The sequence below is a fragment of the Kocuria massiliensis genome (assembly GCF_900169715.1).
Classification (GTDB): domain Bacteria; phylum Actinomycetota; class Actinomycetes; order Actinomycetales; family Micrococcaceae; genus Rothia; species Rothia massiliensis.
The window spans coordinates 113,315-134,673 of the sequence record NZ_LT835160.1; the positions used below are offsets into that span (position 1 = coordinate 113,315).

General features: G+C 62.0%; 17 protein-coding genes and 1 riboswitch. Of the genes, 5 read left to right on the forward strand and 12 right to left on the reverse strand.

Going from position 1 to position 21,359, the window contains the following annotated elements; genetic code table 11:
- Window positions 1-184 precede the first annotated feature (184 nt).
- On the forward strand, window positions 185-853 hold the full coding sequence (locus B9Y51_RS02055) for a glycosyltransferase (RefSeq protein WP_158088233.1): 669 nt from the start codon (window positions 185-187) through the stop codon (window positions 851-853).
- Window positions 854-888: 35 nt separating this feature from the next.
- On the opposite strand, the gene B9Y51_RS02060 is transcribed toward B9Y51_RS02055, so the two are convergent.
- From B9Y51_RS02060 to B9Y51_RS02070, 3 genes are read right to left on the reverse strand one after another with little or no spacing between them, the layout of a single operon-like run.
- The gene (locus B9Y51_RS02060) at window positions 889-1,548 is read right to left on the reverse strand and encodes an alpha/beta hydrolase (RefSeq protein WP_048679405.1); all 660 of its coding nucleotides are present in this window, start codon (window positions 1,546-1,548) and stop codon (window positions 889-891) included.
- A gap of 39 nt (window positions 1,549-1,587) precedes the next feature.
- On the reverse strand, window positions 1,588-2,778 hold the full coding sequence (gene metX, locus B9Y51_RS02065; RefSeq protein WP_085528622.1) for a homoserine O-acetyltransferase MetX: 1,191 nt from the start codon (window positions 2,776-2,778) through the stop codon (window positions 1,588-1,590).
- Window positions 2,779-2,793: 15 nt separating this feature from the next.
- The gene (locus B9Y51_RS02070; RefSeq protein WP_085528623.1) at window positions 2,794-4,188 is read right to left on the reverse strand and encodes a bifunctional o-acetylhomoserine/o-acetylserine sulfhydrylase; all 1,395 of its coding nucleotides are present in this window, start codon (window positions 4,186-4,188) and stop codon (window positions 2,794-2,796) included.
- A gap of 122 nt (window positions 4,189-4,310) precedes the next feature.
- A riboswitch (SAM riboswitch) is annotated at window positions 4,311-4,424 on the reverse strand.
- Between the two features lie 172 nt (window positions 4,425-4,596).
- Between B9Y51_RS02070 and B9Y51_RS02075 the strand changes: the two genes are divergently transcribed.
- Both B9Y51_RS02075 and B9Y51_RS02080 read left to right on the forward strand, forming a co-directional pair.
- Window positions 4,597-6,030, forward strand: a complete 1,434-nt coding sequence (locus tag B9Y51_RS02075; RefSeq protein ID WP_085528624.1) for an amino acid permease — start codon at window positions 4,597-4,599, stop codon at window positions 6,028-6,030.
- 41 nt (window positions 6,031-6,071) lie between these two features.
- Complete coding sequence (locus tag B9Y51_RS02080; protein ID WP_085528625.1) at window positions 6,072-8,294, forward strand: S9 family peptidase; 2,223 nt, start codon at window positions 6,072-6,074, stop codon at window positions 8,292-8,294.
- Between the two features lie 85 nt (window positions 8,295-8,379).
- Here the strand turns inward: B9Y51_RS02080 and gatB are convergent, their stop codons facing one another.
- From gatB to B9Y51_RS02125, 9 genes are all read right to left on the reverse strand, one after another.
- Window positions 8,380-9,882 carry an Asp-tRNA(Asn)/Glu-tRNA(Gln) amidotransferase subunit GatB gene (gene gatB, locus B9Y51_RS02085; protein WP_048679417.1) on the reverse strand — a complete coding sequence of 501 codons (1,503 nt, stop codon included), beginning with the start codon at window positions 9,880-9,882 and terminating at the stop codon, window positions 8,380-8,382.
- Complete coding sequence (gene gatA, locus B9Y51_RS02090; protein WP_085528626.1) at window positions 9,883-11,487, reverse strand: Asp-tRNA(Asn)/Glu-tRNA(Gln) amidotransferase subunit GatA; 1,605 nt, start codon at window positions 11,485-11,487, stop codon at window positions 9,883-9,885. It abuts the gene before it with no gap.
- Window positions 11,488-11,491: 4 nt separating this feature from the next.
- Entirely contained in the window at window positions 11,492-11,788 is a 297-nt protein-coding gene (gatC, locus tag B9Y51_RS02095; protein ID WP_048679420.1) for an Asp-tRNA(Asn)/Glu-tRNA(Gln) amidotransferase subunit GatC, read from the reverse strand.
- A 267-nt stretch (window positions 11,789-12,055) separates the two neighbouring features.
- Complete coding sequence (locus B9Y51_RS02100; RefSeq protein WP_245826026.1) at window positions 12,056-12,769, reverse strand: transglycosylase family protein; 714 nt, start codon at window positions 12,767-12,769, stop codon at window positions 12,056-12,058.
- A gap of 401 nt (window positions 12,770-13,170) precedes the next feature.
- Window positions 13,171-15,390, reverse strand: coding sequence for an NAD-dependent DNA ligase LigA (gene ligA, locus B9Y51_RS02105; protein WP_085528628.1), 2,220 nt, complete (start codon window positions 15,388-15,390; stop codon window positions 13,171-13,173).
- Between the two features lie 93 nt (window positions 15,391-15,483).
- Window positions 15,484-16,560 carry a PP2C family protein-serine/threonine phosphatase gene (locus tag B9Y51_RS02110; protein ID WP_065424224.1) on the reverse strand — a complete coding sequence of 359 codons (1,077 nt, stop codon included), beginning with the start codon at window positions 16,558-16,560 and terminating at the stop codon, window positions 15,484-15,486.
- The gene (locus B9Y51_RS02115; RefSeq protein WP_082156668.1) at window positions 16,557-17,738 is read right to left on the reverse strand and encodes an adenylate/guanylate cyclase domain-containing protein; all 1,182 of its coding nucleotides are present in this window, start codon (window positions 17,736-17,738) and stop codon (window positions 16,557-16,559) included. Before B9Y51_RS02115 ends, B9Y51_RS02110 begins: the two co-directional genes overlap by 4 nt.
- A 79-nt stretch (window positions 17,739-17,817) precedes the next feature.
- A complete protein-coding gene (locus B9Y51_RS02120) occupies window positions 17,818-18,243 on the reverse strand; it encodes a PH domain-containing protein (protein WP_126855762.1) in 426 nt (141 codons plus the stop codon).
- 65 nt (window positions 18,244-18,308) lie between these two features.
- The gene (locus B9Y51_RS02125; RefSeq protein ID WP_143467960.1) at window positions 18,309-19,208 is read right to left on the reverse strand and encodes a biotin--[acetyl-CoA-carboxylase] ligase; all 900 of its coding nucleotides are present in this window, start codon (window positions 19,206-19,208) and stop codon (window positions 18,309-18,311) included.
- Window positions 19,209-19,303: 95 nt separating this feature from the next.
- Here B9Y51_RS02125 and B9Y51_RS02130 point away from each other — a divergent pair, with 95 nt between their 5' ends.
- Together B9Y51_RS02130 and B9Y51_RS02135 are read left to right on the forward strand one after the other, a co-directional pair.
- Window positions 19,304-19,588: a YciI family protein gene (locus B9Y51_RS02130; protein ID WP_085528630.1), complete on the forward strand. Its 285-nt coding sequence runs from the start codon at window positions 19,304-19,306 to the stop codon at window positions 19,586-19,588.
- Window positions 19,589-19,727: 139 nt separating this feature from the next.
- Window positions 19,728-21,359 (forward strand): acyl-CoA carboxylase subunit beta, encoded by a 1,632-nt coding sequence (locus tag B9Y51_RS02135; RefSeq protein WP_048679440.1) that lies wholly within the window; start codon window positions 19,728-19,730, stop codon window positions 21,357-21,359.

Here is a 21,359-nt window from a genome sequence, read left to right on the forward strand (position 1 = left end):
CCGAAATATTCGATTACTCATCGATCATTCTCGCTCTATTTATTCCAAACGCTTCCCGTATAAATACGATCTCGATCGTTACCAAAGCTTTGACAAAATTCTTCGGATCCATGAGGCATCGTCTCTAACCTTCAAGGTGAATCATCTGATGTATTCACCACCGACAGATCCGCCACATTCGCCAATGCCGAGCAGACTGTTTTTGCTCTGGACCGGCGACAACGACCTAAGTCCGCAACGCATACGGGCCATCAAATCCTTGCGACGTCACAATACTGAATTGGACGTCGTCTTTATCACGGCCGAGAATCTCAACGATGTCGTCGTTCAAGGGCACCCTTTGCACCCGGCGTATGAAAAATTAAGCTACGTCCACCGTTCCGATTACCTGCGCGCTTATCTGATGCATCATCATGGAGGCGTTTATTCGGATATCAAGGACATGCGGGAGCCGTGGAAACCACTCATTGATCGTGCAAATCGCGATCACACCATGTGGGCTTGTGGGCTTACACCGCCCGATTCCCGAGATCTCAGCCCGGCGTTCGGAGCACTCGGATCTGACCAGCGCACCCATTACACGCGTATGCTCGATCAGCGCGCCTTTGGGTTCAAGCCAGGTTCTTCGTGGACCGATGCGTGGCTCAGCGAAGTCGAACGTCGCCTGAGTTACTTTGATCGACTATTGGATGAAAAGCGCCCGCAACAGCCCTGGGGCCTCAACGCTGAATATCCCATACCTTGGACCGCTCTCCTGGCCCAAGTCATGGCTCCATTATCCCTGAAGTACAGCAATCACGCTCTCATCGATCCGGACCGTTCTTTCGTGATGCACCTCGACGGCCACCGCTAAACGTCTCGCCCACCCTTCAGAAGCCACCGGCTATCTCAGCGCAGCACGTACGTCAGGAATTCGGAAACGTGCTTCATTTCCTGATTGCTCACTCCGTGACCCATCCCCGCGTAGAGAACCTTGGTGACCTGCGTGTGGTCCCTCAGCCAATCGAGGGTGAAGGCCACTAAATCGCCCGTCACGACGGGGTCTTCTTGGTCTCGCCCGTAGAAGAAGGGCAAGCGAGGTGTGCGGGCGGCGAGGGCGGCGTCGTCAAGGGATTCGTCGTCGGAATCGATCACAAAACCGGAGAGTCCCACCACGGCGGCCAGAAGATTCGGGCGATGCCGAGCAACCGAGCTGGCTATTGCCATTCCTTGCGAGAAGCCAAGGAGTGTGACGTCCGCGTACTCATCGGCGTGGGACTCGATCCATGTGGTGACCATCGAAGTGGCTGCCTTCGCGCCTTCTGCAGTCTTGGCGAGACTCCCCTCCGGACCCATATTGAGGTCAAACCAGCTGAACCCGGGGCCACCGGAAGGCATGGGGTCGGGTGCCCTCATCGACGCGTAGGTAAAGCCGTCCGACGGCAATGCGGGCAATAGCCCGAGGAGGTCCTGCTCATTCGATCCGTAGCCGTGAAGCATGAGCACCAAATGAGTGCCGCGGCGTTCTTCGGACGGACGAGAGTATTCGACGAAGGGTTCCTGAGTCATGCTTCCAGTCTAAGCGGGACCTGGAACTGGCCGTGGCGGCTAGCGGCGTGCGGTCTCCGCCGAAGGCCAGCCGGCGGCTAAACAGTTGGCGATCTGGGCGGTCTCGATGAGGAAACCGTCGTGGCCGCTCGGGGACGACACGGTGTGCACCGGAACGGACCGCGGGAGGGCTGCGGCCAAACTTTCCGATTCTCGGGGATAAAACAAGCGGTCCGAATCGACGGCGATGACGCTCCACCCGCACGTGGATCGGGCCAAGGCCTCCTGAAGAGTTCCCCGCCCTCGGGAAATGTCGTGGCTCATCAGTGCATCGTTGACGACCAGATAGGAGTTGGCGTCGAAACGGCCTGCCAGCTTCGAAGCATGGTGATCGAGATAGCTTTCCACCCGATAACGCCCACGGCGGTTAACGCAGGGGCCGGTAGGGTCTTCGTCATCTTGAGGAAAGCGACCGAAGCGTTCGTGGAGTTCCCAGGCCGAACGGTACGTGATGTGGGCGATCCGCCGGGCAAGTCCCAATCCATGGACCGGGCCTGGCCCCGCGTAGTAATCCCCGCCTGAGAAATCCGGGTCCTGACGAATCGCGAGGCTCTGAGCCTGTCCCCAAGACAGTTGCTCCGCCGTCGCCTCTGGGCCGCAGGCGATCACGGCACAATGACCCACCCGTTCAGGGAAGGTCACCGCCCATTCCATCGCCCGTGCCCCACCCATGGAACCGCCAATCACCAGCGAGAATCGTTCGATCCCGAGGGCATCCGCCAAGACCGCCTCGGCCTTCACGGAATCTCGGATGGTCACGAGAGGGAATCGCGAACCCCACGGTTCGCGATCCGGATCCACGGAGGCGGGCGCCGGAGACGCCGGGCCGGTAGATCCGTAACAACCACCCAGAATATTGGGACACACCACAAAATAGCGGTTCGTGTCGATCGCGGCACCAGGCCCGATCAGGCCCTCCCACCATCCGTCCTGCGCGGCCGCCAGGCGTTGCAGCTCGGGGGTGCCTTCGGAGGCCTGACCGCGGGCAGCGTGGGTGTCGCCGGTGAGGGCGTGCAGCACCAAGACGGCGTTGCTGGCGTCGTCGTTCAGGACTCCCCACGTCTCAAAAGAGAGTTCGGCGTCCGGGATGACCGCACCGCTCTCGAGACGAAGGTCCCCGATGCCGAAGCACCGGGCAACCCCTTCGTCCCACAGCGCGGCCTGGTCCGGCCGGGTACCTGCGATCGTCACTAAACCTCCTGACGCCTAGCGCGTAGCTCCCGCCGAGGCCGCACTCTCAGCGGAAGTGCTGGCCTGCCGCAGTTGCGCGAAGCCGTTGTCCAAGTCCGCGAGGATGTCATCGATGTGTTCCAGACCCACGGACAAACGGACGAAGCCCGGCGCCACACCCGCGTCCCGCAGCTCGCTCTCGGAAAGCTGGGAGTGCGTCGTCGACGCGGGGCGGATCACGAGGGAACGAACGTCACCGATATTGGCCACATTCGAGTGCAAGGTCAGGGAGTCCACAAATCGTTGAGCGGGCTCGGCCCCTCCCTCAACTTCGAATCCCACGATGGCTCCGACGCCGCGGGGGGCGTACTTGAGGCCCCGCTCGTACCAGCGAGAAGATTCGAGGCCGGCATAATGCACCTTGGTCACTTCCGGACGAGCCTCGAGCCACCGCGCCACGGCACGGGCATTCTCGACGTGGCGCTCAATGCGCAAGGACAGCGTCTCCAAGCCAACGGCGATATTGAAAGCGTTGGTCGGCGAAATGGAGGACCCAAGATCCCGCAACAGACTCACGCGAGCGCGCAGAATGTAGGAGAGATTGACCCCGAAAACACCATTCGGACCGAGGTCTTCGCCGAAGACCAAGCCGTGGTAGCTCGGGTCAGGCTGGTTGAACTGCGGGAAACGCTCCGGGTATCGCGAGTAGTCGAAAGCGCCCGAATCGATGATCACGCCACCGAGGCTCGTTCCGTGCCCACCCAGATACTTCGTGGCCGAATGCACGACGACGTCGGCACCCCATTCGAAGGGACGCAACAGATACGGGGTCGGAACGGTGTTGTCCACGATCAACGGAACCTCGGATTCGTGGGCCACCTGAGCGATTCCCTCGATGTCGAGGACATCACTGCGGGGGTTGGGAACCGTCTCGCCGTAGAACGCCTTGGTGTTTGGCCGCACGGCGGCTCGCCACGATTCGGGATCGTCGAAGTCCTCAACGAAGGTCGTTTCAATCCCGTAGGTGCCGAGTGTGTGCTTGAGGAGGTTGTAGGTTCCTCCGTACAGGCTCGGGCTTGCGACGATGTGGTCTCCGGCTTGCGCCACATTGAGGATCGCGATGGTGCTCGCGGCCTGACCCGATGCGACGAGCAAGGCTCCCACGCCGCCTTCGAGGGCAGCTAGCCGGTTCTCGACCGCTTCTTGGGTCGGGTTAGTCAAACGCGAATAGATCGGCCCCAATTCCTTGAGACCAAAGCGATGTGCCGCTTGCTCGGAATTCTGGAAGACGAAGGACGTGGTCTGGTAAATCGGCAGGGCCCGCGCACCGGTCGCGGAGTCAGGCTCCTGGCCCGCGTGAATCTGCTGAGTTTCGAATTTCCAGCCCTGGGGGCTATTCGGCGTAGGAAGGTTGGTCGTTTCCGTGCTCATGTTCTGCTCCTGAGTTATCAAGGGCATGGAGCGACCGGTCTGTGCGTCAGCCCGGGTCAACCCGACATCATCCGATGCACCGGGGAATGCGAAGCTCACTCACGTGATGACCGGGCACACCGCGCCCGCGCTTGTGGCCGCATTTTCACGACCACCTGGTCCTCACCCAGGGCACCCCACCGCGGTTGGAGGGTTGCCGGCCAGCAAGCTGGGGCTTGTCACTGGCTCTCTTGACCTGATTCAAGTTTTCTCCGGGCAGGGGCAACGGGTCAAGCTTGGGCCGGATGCTAAGCGCGCGTGACACGTCGTGACATTTATGACGTGGCTCGGTGCAGTTGCGTAACCTATCCAGAGTCAGATTCAAGGACCGATCGTGAGCCATAACGGTCACGAGCGCAAAGGAAGACCGTGCAAGAACGCAGTTCTACCCCGCAGACCCACTCGTCGGCCGCCACCGACCCCGCACCGCAAACCCGGAGCTCGCTCCACCGTGGTCTCACTTTGCGACATATTCGTTTCATCGCTCTCGGTTCCGCCATTGGCACCGGGCTCTTCCTCGGCTCGGCGGACGCGATTCAATTCGCCGGTCCGTCCGTTCTGCTCGCTTACGTGATCGGCGGTGCCGCGGTCTTTATGGTCATGCGTGCCATGGGTGAGATGGCCATGGTGCACCCGGTGCCCGGATCGTTCTCGGATTACGCGACGCAGTACCTCGGCCGCTGGGCCGGATTCGTCACAGGCTGGAGCTTCGCCTTCGAAATGGCCCTCGTCGCGGTGGCCGACGTGACCGCCTTTTCCCTCTATATGCGCTTCTGGTTCCCGGGTTCGCCCAGCTGGGTCTGGATCGTCGCGGTGGTCGCCATCATCATGGGGATCAACCTGACGAAGGTCAAGGTGTATGGCGAGGTGGAATTCTGGCTCACCATCGTCAAGGTGGGCGCGATCATCGCGATGATCGTGGGCGGCATCGCGCTCATGATCTTCGGCGTCTCCCTGCACGATCAGGTGCAGCCGTCGGTCACCAATTTGTGGGAACAGGGTGGTTTCTTCCCGCACGGATTCACCGGATTCCTTGCGTGCTTCACCGTGGTGATGTTCGCCTTTGGCGGCGTCGAAACCATCGGTATTACCGCGGGGGAAGCGGAGAATCCGGGCAAGTCCATCCCGGGGGCCATCAACACCGTGCCCGTGCGGATTCTCCTGTTCTACGTTCTGACCATGGGCGTCATCATGTCGCTCTACCCGTGGAGCAGCATCGGTAATGAGGGGTCGCCCTTCGTGCAGATCTTCTCTGGGCTCGGCATTCCTGCGGCGGCACACATCCTCAATGTGGTGGTCCTGACCGCCGCCGTCTCGGCGATTAACTCAGACATCTACGGTGCGGGCCGCATGCTGTTCGGTTTGGCTCAGCGAGGGCTGGCTCCGCGCTCGTTCACTCGAGTCTCACCCGGCGGCACACCCCGAATGACGGTGGCCGCGATGGGTCTCGTGTTGGTCGTGGGTGTGCTCGTCAACGTCTTCTTCGAAAACGCTTTCCTCTACGTCGCAACACTCGTCACCTTTGCGACCGTGCTGGTGTGGGTCATGATTCTCGTGACGCACCTTGCGATGCGGCGGCAACGTCGACGCGAAGACACGGGGCCGTCTCCGTTCCCGACGCCGCTGTGGCCGGTTGCCTCGTGGGCGGCTTTGGCATTCATGGTGTTCGTGATCGTCTTGCTCGGGTTCTTCGAGGACACCAGGATGTCTCTGATCATCGGCGCCGTCTGGCTGGTTCTGCTGGCCGTTCTGTACCCGCTGACGCGCCGTTCCAGGCAACGCGCCGAGTCCGCCCAGGGCTGACGGCCGCAAGGCGAGGGTGCGCGGATTACTAGACTGGGCGCATGACTTCAGCTGAATCACGCACCGTGCATGGCCCGCAGTGGAATTCCGCGGCACAGCCGCCCCAAACCCGCAAGGTCCCCACCCAACGGTTGATGCACGGCGATGAATTCGTCGACGACTACGAATGGCTCCGGGCGAAAGACGACCCCGCCGTTATCGACTATCTGAAGGCCGAGAACGCCTACGCCGAGGCTCTCACCGAGGGCCTCGGGGATCTCCGTTCGTCCATCGTGCAGGAGATCAAGGACCGCACCCAGGAGACGGATCTGTCGGTGCCAAATCGCCATGGCGATTGGTGGTATTTCCAGCGGACCCGTGAGGGCGCCGACTACGCCGTCTTCTGCCGCGTCCCCGCCCACAACACCGGCGACACGGCCCAGGACTGGACCCCGCCACAGGTACCGGTGGATGCGCCCCTGGAGGGCGAAGAGGTCCTGCTGGACTGCAATAAGGTGGCCGCCGATCTGCCGTTCTTCTCGCTGGGGGCTTTCCAGGTGACCCGCGACGGACGCTACCTGACGTATTCCGTGGACGAGACCGGAGATGAACGCTTCGATCAATACGTCAAGGATCTGACGACCGGCACGCTCCTTCCGGATGTCCTCCACGGAGTGTTTGCCGGTGGATTCCTGACCCCAGACGGCTCTCATGTGATCTACTCCGTGGTCGATACATCCTGGCGGCCCTACGAGGTTCGCGCGCACCGCTTGGGAACAGATGCCGCGGAAGACGTCTCACTGTGGAACGAGCCCGACGTCGCCCTCTGGCTTGGCGCCGAAATCGCATCCGACGAGCAACATCTGATCCTCGACGCCGGATGCTCGGAATACAACGAGACCAGGATCCTTCCGCTCTCGGAGTTGAACGGCCACTCGGCGCCCCGGCCACGCGTCGTCGTCCCCCGCGAGGAACGGGTGCTCTACGAGGCCGATCCGGTCGATGTTCTCGGCACCACGTACCTGCTCGTGAATCACGATTCGGGTGCCCCCAATGGTGAGTTGCTGGCCGTTGCTCTGGCCGATGCGTGGGAGGCCGGATCGATCGAGGCCTTGCTCCGCGTCGGGACAGTTTTGCTCCCCGGATCCTCCACGCGCCGAATCAACGGCTTCATGGTGAATCGGACCCACCTGGCGCTCAGCATGCGTGAGGGCGGTGTTGAAAAGGTTGGGGTGTACCCGCTGGCCGACGTCGCATCGGCGATCGACGGCACACCGCTTCCCGCCGCCGTCGAGCCTTTCTCGGCCGATGAGCTCTATACCGCGAAGATCTCCGCGATGTCGCTCCACTCCCCTGTGATTGGTCTGGGATACATCTCCTACGTGACTCCGTGGCGACGCTACGACTATTTCCCAGAGTCAGACCGACTCGAATTGCGGCGCGAGACCCCGGTGTTGGGTGGTTTCCGCACCGAAGACTACGTCGCACGCCGCGAGTGGGCCACGGCCCCGGACGGCACTCAAATTCCCGTTTCGGTGGTGCACCGGGCCGACCTCGACCTCACGGTCCCGCACCCGGTACTGCAGTACGGTTACGGTTCCTATGAGGCGAGTTCCAACCCCGGGTTTTCCATTGCCCGGCTGAGTTTGCTGGACCGCGGCGTTGTGTACGTGGTGGCCCATGTGCGCGGCGGTGGCGAGCTGGGGCGCGAGTGGTATCTCCAAGGCAAGAAGCTGAACAAAGAGAACTCGTTTACGGATTTCATCGCCGTCACGGATTACCTGGCGGATCAGCCATGGGCGGACGAGCAGCACATCGTGGCCGAAGGCGGCTCCGCGGGCGGATTGCTCGTCGGTGCCGTGGCCAACATGGCTCCAGAAAAGTACGCGGGAATCCTTGCCGTCGTGCCATTCGTGGATCCCGTCACCAGCATCTCCGATCCCGAACTTCCCCTATCGGCCCTGGAATGGGAAGAATGGGGCAATCCCATCGACGACGCCGAGGTGTACCGCTACATGACCGGGTACTCCCCCTACGAAAACGTTCAGGCCGTGGCCTATCCGCCCATTGCGGCGGTCACCAGCCTGAATGACACCCGGGTCCTGTACGTGGAACCGGCCAAGTGGGTTCCCAAACTCCGGTCGATGACCACGGGTGACGCACCCATACTCCTCCGGATCGAAATGGACGGAGGTCATGGCGGCGGATCTGGCCGTTATCGCCGGTGGGAGGACGCCGCGTGGGAGTTCTCCTTCGTCCTGAATTGCTTGGGGATCCGCTCCTAATTCCGCCGAACTATAGAAAAGGCCGTGGAAAGCGCCGCACTCACAATGCGGTTCTTTCCACGGCCTTCGCTACAGGCGCCGAATTCTAGCCTTCGACGCCCAATTTCTCGAGAATCAGTTCACGCACGCGACCGGCGTCGGCCTGCCCTCGGGTGGCCTTCATGACCTGGCCGACCACCGCGCCCGCGGCCTGGATTTTGCCTCCACGGATCTTCTCGGCAACGTCGGGCATCGCGGCCAAGGCTTCGTCGACGGCGGTGGATAGCGCACCCTCGTCGGAAACCACCGCGAGTCCGCGCTTCTCCACGACCTCGCTCGGGGAACCCTCGCCCTCGAGCACGTGTTCCAGCACCTGGCGGGCGATCTTGTCGTTGATCTTGCCCTCCTGGATGAGTCCGTCGAGCTCGACCACGATCTGCGGTGTCGCGCCGACCTCGCCGGGCTCCACCTCGCGGGCCTTAGCCAGGCGGGAGATTTCACCCATCCACCATTTGCGGGCCACGGGAGCGCTCGCACCGGCGGCAATGGTCTCCTCGATTTCCGTCATGACGCCGGCGTTGACGACGTCGCGGAATTCCTCATCCGAGTAGCCCCACTCGTTCTGCAGACGCCGACGACGCTCTGCCGGAGGCTCCGGAAGCTCGGAACGCAACCGCTCGATCCACTCCTCGTTGGTCACCACGGGAACCAGGTCCGGCTCCGGGAAGTACCGGTAGTCGTCCGCGTCGGACTTCGGCCGTCCCGAGGTGGTCACACGAGTGTCCTCGTGCCAGTGACGGGTTTCCTGAACGATCTTCTCGCCGGCGTCCAAAACGGCGGCGTGACGGCAGATTTCGTAACGCACCGCGCGCTCGACGGAACGCATCGAATTCACGTTCTTGGTTTCCGTGCGGGTTCCGAGCGTGTCGGAGCCCTTGGGCATGAGCGACACGTTGGCATCGCAGCGGACGTTGCCGCGCTCCATACGGGCATCGGAAATACCGAGGTTCTTCACGATCTCGCGGATGGCGGCGACGTATGCCTTCGCCAGCTCCGGCGCGCGCTCCCCCGCGCCACGAATCGGGCGGGTCACAATCTCGATGAGCGGCACGCCGGACCGGTTGTAGTCCACGAGGGAATAGTCCGCACCCTGAATGCGTCCGGCGCCGCCCTTGTGGCTCAGCTTCCCGGCGTCTTCCTCCATGTGCGCGCGCTCGATATCGATGGTGAACGTCGTGCCATCCTCCAGCTGAACATCGACCGAACCGTTTTCGGCGATCGGCTCGTCAAACTGAGAGGTTTGGAAGTTCTTGGGGGTGTCCGGGTAGAAGTAATTCTTTCGAGCGAAATGGCTCACCGGTGCGATATCGCACCCCAAAGCGAGACCCAATTTGATCGCCGACTCGACGGCTTGACCATTGACCTTGGGCAAGACGCCCGGCAGGCCGAGGGAGACAGGACTGATATTCGTGTTGGGCTCGTCGCCAAAAGCGTTGGGGGCGGCGTCGAACATCTTGGTCTTGGTATTGAGCTCGACGTGGACCTCAAAGCCAAGTACGGGGTCGTACTTAGCCATCGCCTCGTCGAAGGACAGAATCTGATCGGTCATTTACTTGGCACTTCCTTCGGTCCGTGCGGCGATGAGTGACTCCGTGTCGGGCAGCTGATCCAGCAGGGCCCCACCCCACTTCTCCTTCAATGCGGCTTCCAGCCCGGCACCCGCCCGGTACAGTCGAGCGTCTTCCTTGGCCGGAGCCATGAACTGGATGCCCACAGGGAGGCCGTCCTCGTCCGCGAGTCCGCCGGGAAGAGAAATCGAAGGAATTCCGGCGAGGTTGACCGGAATCGTCGCGATGTCGTTGAGATACATTTCCAGCGGATCTTCCGTCTTTGACCCCAGCTTGAAGGCCGTGGTCGGAGAGGTCGGAGACATCAGGACGTCCACCTCCGCGAAGGCATTCGTGAAGTCGCGCTGAATCAACGTGCGGACACGTTGCGCCGAACCGTAGTAGGCATCGTAGTAACCCGCCGACAAAGCGTATGTGCCCAAAATGATGCGCCGCTTCGCCTCGGGGCCGAACCCTGCGGCGCGCGTGGCCGACATGACCCGCTCGATGGTGACGGGGCCGTCCTTCGGCATTTCGCGCAGGCCGAAGCGGACGCCGTCGTACTTCGCGAGGTTGGAGGAGACCTCCGACGCCATGATGAGGTAGTACGCGCCCAGAGCGTGCTGCAGATTGGGGGTGGAAACCTCGACGACTTCGGCTCCTGCCGCGCGAAGTAGCTCCACCGATTCCTCAAAGCGGCGGGTGACGCCGGCCTGGAAGCCTTCACCGGTCAATTCCTTGACGACGCCGACCTTCAATCCCTGGAGACCACCGGGCGCGGCACCCTGGTCCGCGGCCTCGACGTACGCACCCACCGGCTCGTTGATCGAGGTTGAGTCCATGGGGTCATAGCCGCCGATGATCTCGTGCAGGACCGCAGAGTCACGCACCGAGCGGCTGACAGGTCCCACCTGGTCCAGCGACGAAGCCATCGCGATGACGCCGTACCGAGACACGGAACCGTACGTGGGCTTAACACCGACGGAACCCGTCACGGCAGCGGGCTGACGGATGGATCCGCCCGTATCCGTGCCGAGGGCGAGCGGAGCTTGGAAGGCCGTGACGGCCGCGGCAGAGCCGCCCCCGGAGCCACCGGGAATCCGGTCCAAGTCCCAGGGATTACGAGTCACGCCAAAGGCGGAATGCTCGGTCGAGGATCCCATGGCAAATTCATCGAGGTTAGTTTTGCCCAGAATCGGCAGGCGCGCCTCACGAATTTTCTGCACCACGGTGCCGTCGTAAGGGCTCATCCAGCCTTCGAGCATCCGAGAGGCCGCCGTGGTCGGCTGCCCCTTGGTCACGATGAGGTCCTTGACCGCGATCGGGACTCCCGCCATGGGCGGCAGATCCTTGCCTGCGGCACGGTCGGCGTCCACCTGACGCGCGGTTTCGAGGGCTTCTTCGCCGCTGACGTTCAAGAACGCGTTCAGTCCGGTCTTGCCCTGGGAACGGTCCTCTTCGGAGACCGGGGTGCCTTCAGTGGCGGCGATCCGGTCCAGATGCGCCTGGGTCAGTTCGACCGAGGTGATCTCGCCGGCGGCCAATTTTTCGGCGGCCTCGGAGGCCGTCAAGGTGATGAGTTCTTGGTTCTTCACGGTGTGGTTCACGCCCCTAGTCTTCGTTCAGGATGGCCGGGACCTTGAACTGTCCGTCCTCGGCATCGGGCGCATTGAGCAGCGCTTCGTCGTTCGTCAGTGTCTCGCCTACGACGTCGTCGCGGAAAGCGTTGGACAACGGGAGCGGGTGCGAGGTCGGAGGAACATCCTCGATGGGCGCCTCCTGCACCGATTGCACCGCATTGACGATCACATCGAGTTCGGCGGCCATGGAGTCAAGCTCCTGGTCGTCCATCTCGATGTGAGCCAGGGACGCAAGGTGCGCGACCTGGTCACGAGATATGGCAGTCATGAATTCTCCTGCTCGATTGGCGCTGGGACGAGTTGACGTGTACGTCGTGCCGACGCCACCCGATGGGGTGCGCGGCGTCCATCTCAGTCTAGTCACGGCGCGAGCGACCCTAAAATGCCGCAGGACGTGCGGCTCAGCGCCATGGGCGAACACGGGACCTCGAGTACCCCAGGGAAATACAAAAGTGCCCCGGCCTGCGATGCAGGACGGGGCACTTTCGATGAAGATGACATCCGATCGTCGTTCAGACGATCGCGATCACCGAACTTACGCGGCGGGGATCTCGAGGACCTGGCCGGGGAAGATCAGCGTGGGGTCGGAAACCACCGAGGTGTTAGCGGCGGCCAGGGTCTGCCAATCGATGCCGTGAGCGGCAGCGATCTTGACCATGGTGTCACCGGCAACAACGGTGTAGGAACCAGCCGAAGCGGTCTGAGCCGGGGCGGCAGCCTGGGTCTCAACCGGAGCCTGGTAGGTCTCCTGGACGGGAGCCTGCTGAACCGGAGCCTGCTCGACCGGAGCCTGCTGGACCTCGGGCTGAGCCGGAGCCTGCTGCTCCTGAGCCGGTGCCTGGTAGGTCTGGGTCTCCTGAGCCTGCGGGGCAGCCTGCTCGGTCGAAGCGGCGGTCGAACCGGTGTTGCCGGTACCACCCTTCTGGGAGCAGACGGGCCAGGCGCCGGCACCCTGCTCAGCATAGACGCGCTCGGCAACCTGGATCTGCTCTGCCTTGGAAGCATTCTGCGGGTCGCCCTGACCGCCGAAGGAGGACCAGGTGCTCGGAGTGAACTGCAGGCCACCCGAGAATCCGTTACCGGTGTTGGTGGACCAGTTTCCGCCGGACTCGCACTCGGCGACGGCATCCCAGTTGAGGCTATCTGCGTTTGCGGGAGCGGTAGCCAACGCGCCGGCGGCTGCACCACCGATCACGAGAGCGGCAGCACCGCGGCGGGCATTACGTCGGAAAGTGGAAGTAGTGTTCACGATGCTCCTGAGGCCACCTAACGCTCCATCCATCCCTGGACTTCGCCGCGCCGTCGTCTACCTATGTGATGTTTAGGTCAAGTTTCAGGTGTCTGCCTTGTAGACGACGTCCGGTGTACGGCAGCACCCAGCATTGTTCTGTGGTTGACCCCCGCGTACTCGCGTGAGGCCAAGAGCCACCTCTCGGTGGCGAGCTGTTTATAACGATACAGTAACGATTTTGAAGTTCGCAACCAATTTTTTGATGGATGCGTCACTTTTTTCGTGTCGCTTGCGGTTTGATCACGAATTGATCACCTCAAGCACGCGTGCCAGCCTATGGGGGCCGCAGGGGCTACGCAAGCCCCCACACCATGGGCTAAATCACAACGTTGTGACCTTTTCGAGACTGTTTCGTGACCTCATTCCCCGCCAATAGCGGGATCCAAGGCCGATGGGCCGCCCTTGAGGAGCGCCCGAAATTGCTCTGAATCGAGGATTGTCACACCCAGATTTTCGGCTTTATCCCGCTTGCTCCCTGCGTTTTCCCCCGCAACAAGGTAGTCGGTGTTCTTCGACACGGATCCCGAGGGCTTGCCACCTCGGGCAATGATGGCTTCCTTCACGGAATCCCTGGTGAACCCCTCAAGGGTGCCGGTGGCCACGATGGTCAGCCCGTCCAGCACGCGCGGCGTCGAAGCGTCCCTCTCCTCTTCCATGCGAACGCCCGCGGCTGCCCAGCGTTCCACGATCTCACGGTGCCATTCTTCGGCAAACCATTCCTTGACGGCACGTGCAATGGTGGGGCCCACGCCGTCGGTATCGGCCAGCCGCTCTTCGTCGGCGTCTTGAATGGCGGGGATCGACCCAAATTCGGTGGCCAAGGCACGGGACGCGGTCGGCCCCACATGACGGATACTCAAGGCCACGAGCACCCGCCACAACGGCTGCTGTTTCGCCCGCTCGATCTGGTCAAACATGCGGACCGTGTTGGCCGTGGGCGAGGAAGGTTTCTTCGCGGTGCCCCGGGTATAGAAATAGGGAACGCGTTCCGTCTCCCCCGTCTCGACGCCCTTTTTCTTCACCGGCCGTTCGATGCGCACGTCGGCGAGGTCCTCGGCTCGGAGGTCAAAAAGTCCCGCAATGCTGGTTAGAGGCGGAATTTCGGGTTCGGCAGGCTGAGTGAGGGCACGAGCGGCCTCCTCCCCCAACGCATCGATGTCGAAAGCGCCTCGACCCGCAGTGTGGAACAGCGTCTGCCACAGCTGAGCCGGGCACGAGCGGTGATTGGGGCAGCGGATGTCCACGTCCCCTTCTTTAGCGGGAGCGAGGCCCGTACCGCACGAGGGGCACTGGGTGGGCATCACGAATTCACGTTCCGAGCCGTCTCGTAAAGCGGCAACCGGTCCGACGATTTCTGGAATGACGTCGCCGGCCTTGCGCAACACGACGGTGTCGCCGATCAGCACACCTTTGGCTTTGACCACGTCCTGATTGTGCAAAGTGGCCATCTCGACGGTAGACCCGGCGACTTTAACCGGCTCCATCATTCCGTACGGAGTGACTCGGCCCGTACGGCCAACGCTGACCTGGATGTCCTTGAGCTTGGTGTTGACCTCTTCCGGCGGATATTTATAGGCCACGGCCCAGCGGGGCACACGAGAGGTGTGGCCCAGAAGCTGCTGTGTGCGGAAGTCGTTGACCTTCACGACGATGCCGTCAATCTCGTGCACGAGGTCGTGGCGATGATCGCCGTAGTCGGCAATGAACCCCAGAATCTCGTCCACGGAGTCCAGCAGCCGGGTGTACGGGCTGACGGGAAGGCCCCACGAGGCCAACAACTCATAGGTCTCCGCCTGTGAGGTGGCCTCCAACCCTTCCCGCGCACCGATGCCGTGAACGAACATCGACAGCTTGCGACGGGCGGTGACGCGAGCGTCCTTCTGACGCAAGGAACCCGCGGCGGCGTTGCGAGGGTTGGCGAAGGGCGCCTTCCCCTCTGCGACCAGGGCCTCGTTGAGCTCCTTGAAATCGGCCGATGCGATGAAGACCTCGCCCCGCACTTCGATTTCATCGGGCAGATTTTCCCCGCTCAGACGCTGAGGAACCGTGCCAATGGTCGCGACATTGTGGGAGACGTCCTCACCAGTGGTGCCGTCACCGCGCGTAGCGGCTCGAACCAATTCCCCGTTGCGATAGAGGAGATTAACCGCCAGACCATCGATCTTCAGCTCCGTGAGCCAGCGGTTGTGATGACCGGGCCGAACTTCCTCGATGGAAGCCTGCGCCCGCTCGAGCCAGGCGGTGAGCTCGTCAATCGAAAAGACGTCCTCGAGGGAGTACATGCGTTCCAGGTGCTGAACCGCGGCGAAGGCCTCGGATGGTTCCCCGCCCACTTCCTGTGTCGGAGAATCGTTGGCCTTCAACTCGGGGTGTTCCGCCTCGAGTCGTTCGAGGTCCCGGTACAGGGCATCGTATTCGGCGTCCGAAATCCGGGGGGCGTCCTCAACGTAGTACGAGGACCGCGCTTCCCTGACGCTCTGGACCAGCTCGGCGTACCGTTCTTTGAGGCTGTCCTCGGGGACGTCGCGGTGGGACTCGTCGGTGGCTTGATGGGCTCGTCGTTCTTCAGCGCTACTCACAAGAGTCCATTGTTGCGCACGTGACGGATTTCCGCTGGAGAAACCCTCAATGGTGGACGACGCCTCAGCCGCGAGACGTCGCGGCCCGAGCCACTATTTTTCCTCAGATCCGTTCAGTGGCAGTTGCTCGTCCGGAGCCAAGGGACCATCCGGGTTTCCGCCCGTCTTCTGAGGATCGTGGAGATCATTGTTATGCCAACTATCAAGGTCGATGACGCCCTCTTCGGCCTCGTCCTGATGGATCCCGTCGGTGTCGCCGTCGCACCCGTGGTTGACGCAGGAACCCGCAACGACGGCGTCGGCCACGATCACGGAAATGTTGTCACGACCGCCCGAGCGGATCGCCGCGGCTTGCAGGACGTCGGCGGCGTCCTTGGGGTGGGTCACCGTGGAGAGAACCCGTGCCATGTACTCATTGGAGAGTTCCCCAGAAAGCCCATCGGAGCACATCATCAGACGATCGCCTTCTTTCGCGGGAATGACCCAGAAATCCGGTTCCCAATAGTTCCCGGTACCGAGAGCGCGGGTAATGACATTACGACGCGGGTGGGTCAAGGCTTCCAGGGCGGTGATCTGTCCGGTATCGACGAGATACTGCACCTCGGAGTGATCCACCGTGATTTGTTCGAGGCTGACCCCCTCGATGGGCGTCTGGGAAACCGACGTCGGCTGCTCACTGATCGGCTGATCGGTGTCTCGGCGGAGCCGGTAGGTCCGCGAATCACCCACGTTAAAGATGATCCACATGTTCTGGCCGCCGATCGAAACGAGCCAGGACCCGGTCAGCGTGGTGCCAGCCCGCATCGCGGCGGCGGACTTGATGGATTCGTCGGCCTCACCGATCACGGCCTTCACATCGTTGAGGATCTCCATGATCTTGGCGTTCAAGTTGGAGTTCGCCTTACGACGCCGCTTGAAAATTCCGCGCGAATCATCGGGGTGGTCCCCTGGAGAGTCGACCTCGAAATGAGATTGAGCGAAGACCTCTGAATTGGCCAGGGTATTCACGCACATGGCGCTGGCGACTTCTCCGGCCTCATGACCACCCATGCCGTCGGCAACCGCGCACAAGTTCCCCTTGGAGATCAGAGAGTCCTCGTTATTAGAACGGTGGTTACCGCGGTTCGTCGTCGCGCCAATGCACGTGGCTAGGTCGAGTGATTCGGTCATTCGAAGTCAATCTCCAATTCTGTTCCCACGCCCGAAGCCAAAGCCACAGGCTGCACCTCTCCGAAACCACGAACGTTGCGAACCCCCTGGGGGTGCACCACAAACCGTTCGTCGCCCTCGAGGACGCGGGCAGTTGATGAGTCAGTCAGAACGGAGCCGGGTTCGGCGAGCGCCACCAGCCGCGAGGCAAGGTTGACGGTCGGGCCGTACACATCTCCAAGTCTGGGCAGGATTCTGCCCCACACAAACGCTACACGTGCTTCGGGAAGGTTGGGATCTTCGCGGATGATCTGGGAAAGCGTGAGAGAGATCCGGGCCGCCGCCTCGGGCGACTCCGTCATGAAAAGTATTTCGTCGCCGACCGTCTTGACGATGCGTCCACCGCCCACCGCCACAACCTCGGCGCATTTTTGCTCGAAGTGCTGTACCAAGCTCGCGAGCGTTTTCTCGCTCATCTGACGCGAGAGGGACGTGAACGAAACGAGGTCGGCGAATCCGATTCCTCGAACCAGCGGCAATGCCTTGTAATCCATGGCATCTTCTTCGTCGCCGACCACAGATTTCTCGGCCTTGAGAGCCAGCCGGATGACCGCGGCGTTGAGCTGGCGCCGGTAGCCGTAGCGAATGAGGTCTTCGAGCTCGTTGAGCAGTTCCGGGAGAACGTTGAGCAGCTCTCGACGGGCCTCGGCGTCGTTCATGCCCTGATGGGCGACCATATCCTCGACGAAGGCCTCAACCTGCCACGCCACCATGCGGTCCATCATCTGCCCGACCGAACGGACGATCGACAGCACACCGTCCTCGGTAACGTGACCGCTACGCACCATGGCCGAAACGGTTCCCAACGCTTCGGAATCGGCGCCGGTGAAATAAACGTCCTCTTCCTTGAGATTAGGCATCCCCAAGGCACGCCAGATTTTTCGGGCGGAGAGAAGGGAAATATCGCCGGCATGTGCGGCTTCGCGACGATTCATCCAACGGTTTTCACCGAGAAGTACACGCTCCAAGGCGCCTACAGCGGCCTTAGCGTCGTCCGACTTATACAAGTTCGACTGTGCAGGATTGTGCAGATTAAGCGCGCTCGTCTGCGGGCCGGTATAAACCGGTTTGCCCTCTGGTTCGTCCTGCGGCACTGGCGTGCTCCACCTTTCTCGGCGTTGCTTCAACTTCGGTTCCATGCCCGGGCGCTACGCGCACGTAGACCGGCAGGGATCCGCCTACCTCATGCTACAGATCACAGCGCTCGGGTCGGTAGCGTCAGTAGGTTTGCCCCTGCCAACGCAGGGACTGGACACAGCGTACGTGAGCCTCATGACAAAGTTCTGAGAACTGGCCGGGGTCCTTCTGGCAGGTCAGCTCGTAGGTCTGACCCATGGCCGAGATGCGAATGGTCCCGCACCCGGTCAATTTGCCCTTGCCTCGGGGGCCCACGACGCCGGCGACCGTCTCTAACGGAATGGTGACAGCTCCTCGGCCTCCCCAACCGCGCAGTACCACGATTCGACGGCTGGTCAATGCGTATCCCGTGGTCGCCCACTTCAGGAGGCGTGCGATGGCGTAGATCAGGGCCGCGATCAGGATGATCGGTGCGACGGCGGACCATCCCGGATGAGCCCCCGTAATCACCTGCGTCATATTCGCCAGAAAGATTGCCGCCAAGAGGACCAATGCGGGCTTCAGCAATTTGAGCGGATGAGGCCGGTTACAAGTGATGACGTGCTCGCCGGCGTCCAGTTTTCCCCGATACTTCACCGGGAATCACCGTCCGACCAGCTGCCGCTTTCCGGCCGTAAGTGGACGACGTCGCCCACGCTCACCGTCACGGTGTCTCCGGCGTCCGGACGCACCAGGAGGGATCCGTCGTCGGCAATTCCCACGGCCATCCCCACGAGCGGGGGTTCGGGTTCCACGCGTTCAACTCGAACCCGTCGTCCTAGAGTGTCGAGATTCTGACGCACCTGGTCTAGCAAGGACGGAAGGCCGCCTACGGCCAGGCTCGGATCGCCCCCTGCTTCCCCAAAGGCGGTCACCATTCGGCGGAATTCGGCGATGACACGAATCAGGATCTCGGTCCGATCCACCGTTCCACCGCACTCCGTCGCGAGACTCGTCGCGGACTCGAAGGGAAGCTCGTCGGCGTCGATATTGACGTTAATGCCGACGCCGACCACAACGTTCAACGTGGTGGAATCCACCGGAACCACGCGAGCCAGAATTCCCGCGATCTTTTGTCCGTGGATGAGGACGTCGTTCGGCCATTTCATCGCGGCCGGCAGACCTGTCACCTCTCGCACGGCCGTCCTCGTGGCGAGAGCAAGCATCTGCGTGACCCAATGCAGGGAATCGTTGGGGATGACCGCCTCGCCCCAACGCGAAGCAACGGCAAAGGATACGACGGCCGAACTGTATCGCGGGGCGTTCCACACGCGGTCCCGGCGTCCGTGCCCGGATACCTGATGCTCGGTCAGGAGGGCCGTGAGGTGCTCGACCGTCTGACCCGAGGCCCAGCGTCGGGCACATTCATCGTTAGTCGAATCAATCTCGTCCAGGAGCTCGACCGGAGCAGATCCGAGCCGTTCGTCTTGCCGCCCTCCAGGCAGGAGACGCTCGGCATCGAGCGGATCTCGAGTCGTGCTCGTCATCGACATGCCTTCTTCCTCATTGGCCCGGATCGTCCGAGAATTCACAGTGCCTCGTGGGTTAGTTTAGACGCGGGACCCAAACACTACCTGGAAGGTTCGCCATGACCCGTTTTGCCGTCCACTACTCATACGGACCTGAGGAGCAGCAGGCTCAACACCGCCCCGAACACCGTGCGTACTTGTCGAGCCTGCTCGAGCAAGGATCCCTCCTGGCCTCCGGCCCGTATACCGACGACGCCGCCGCCGGAGCCCTCCTCATCGTCGAGGCCGAGGACTCCGCGGCCGTTCAGACCCTCTTGGACCAGGACCCCATGATGATCCACGGCGTGGTGACCGCGCACGAGATTCGCGAATGGAACGTCGTCCTCGGATCCGTCGGCTCGTAGTCACCCCCTCCGGCACGGCGCACGGACCGCGGACTGGGCGTTTGCTACCTTGGTTCAGTAGGTTTGCCCTAGCACTTTCTGCCGGCCGGTTCCGTTTTTCTGAAGGTGCCGCCCTGGACATCTCGCAGCAGAGGACATCATGACCGAAGATCTCACCCGCCAAGCTTCCGCCGACGCGCAGAACGAGACGGGCCCTGACCTGGCCACCACGGCCGGCAAGATCGCCGACTTTTACGCGCGCCGCGAGGATTCTTGGATGCCCACCGGGCCGGGGCCCGTGGAGCGCCAACATTCCCGCGGAAAGAACACCGCGCGTGAACGCATCGAGATGTTCCTGGACGAAGGCTCCTTCGTTGAATTCGACGCTCTCGTCGCACACCAGACCACCGCATTCGGGATGGACAAGAAGCGCCCCACCGGTGATGGCTTGGTCTCGGGGTACGGCACCGTCGACGGGCGATTGGTCGCCATCTACTCGCAAGACTTCACGGTTTACGGCGGTTCCCTCTCTCAGGCCAATGGCGAAAAAATCGTCAAGGTTCAGAAATTTGCCCTGCGCAACGGCTGCCCCGTCGTCGGCATTAACGACGGCGGTGGAGCGCGCATCCAGGAGGGCGTCGCGTCCCTGGCCATGTTTGCCGATATCTTCCGCATGAACGTTCGCGCCTCGGGCGTGGTCCCGCAGATCTCGGTGATTATGGGCCCGTGTGCGGGCGGTGCCGCATACTCCCCCGCGCTCACGGACTACGTGATCATGGTGGACAAAACCTCTCACATGTTCATCACCGGCCCGGACGTCATCAAGACCGTCACGGGTGAAGAGGTGGACATGGAAACTTTGGGTGGCGCCAACTCCCATAACTCCGTGACCGGAACGTCCCATTACCTCGCCGAAGACGAAGAGGACGCTTTCGACTTCCTGCGCGAACTCCTGGAATTCTTGCCGTCGAATAACCTGCAAGACGGCGTCGTTCTGGACCACGACCAGGACCCCGAGGTCACCGTGGACGACACGGATTTGGACACTCTGATCCCGGATTCGGCGAACCAACCGTATGACATGCGGGCCGTCATCGAGACCGTCGTCGACGACGAGCACTTCCTGGAGATGCAGGCCCTGTACGCCCCCAACGTCATGACGGGTTACGCCCGCGTCGAGGGCCGGACGGTGGGCATCGTCGCTAATCAGCCGATGCAATTCGCCGGCACGTTGGACATCGCCGCTTCCGAGAAGGCCGCCCGATTTGTGCGGCACTGCGACGCCTTCAATATCCCGATCCTGACATTCGTGGATGTCCCCGGCTTCTTGCCCGGAACCGAGCAGGAATTCAATGGCATCATTCGCCGCGGCGCGAAGCTGATCTTTGCGTATGCCGAAGCGACCGTTCCGTTGATCACCGTCATCACGCGCAAGGCCTACGGTGGTGCGTACATCGTCATGGGTTCCAAGAAACTCGGCGCGGACATCAACCTCGCATGGCCGACGGCTCAAATTGGCGTGATGGGTGCTCAGGGCGCGGTCAACATTCTGTACCGCCGCGATCTCAAGGCGGCAGAGGACAACGGCGACGACGTCGAGGCGCTGCGCCAAGAACTCATCGAAAAATACGAGGAAGAGCTGCTTAACCCTTATCAAGCCGCCGAGCGAGGCTACGTAGACTCGGTCATCGCCCCCTCGGAAACCCGCATCAACATCATCAAGTCGCTGCGGGCCCTCCACGACAAGCGTGCTGCCTTGCCGGCCAAGAAGCACGGCAATATCCCGCTGTAA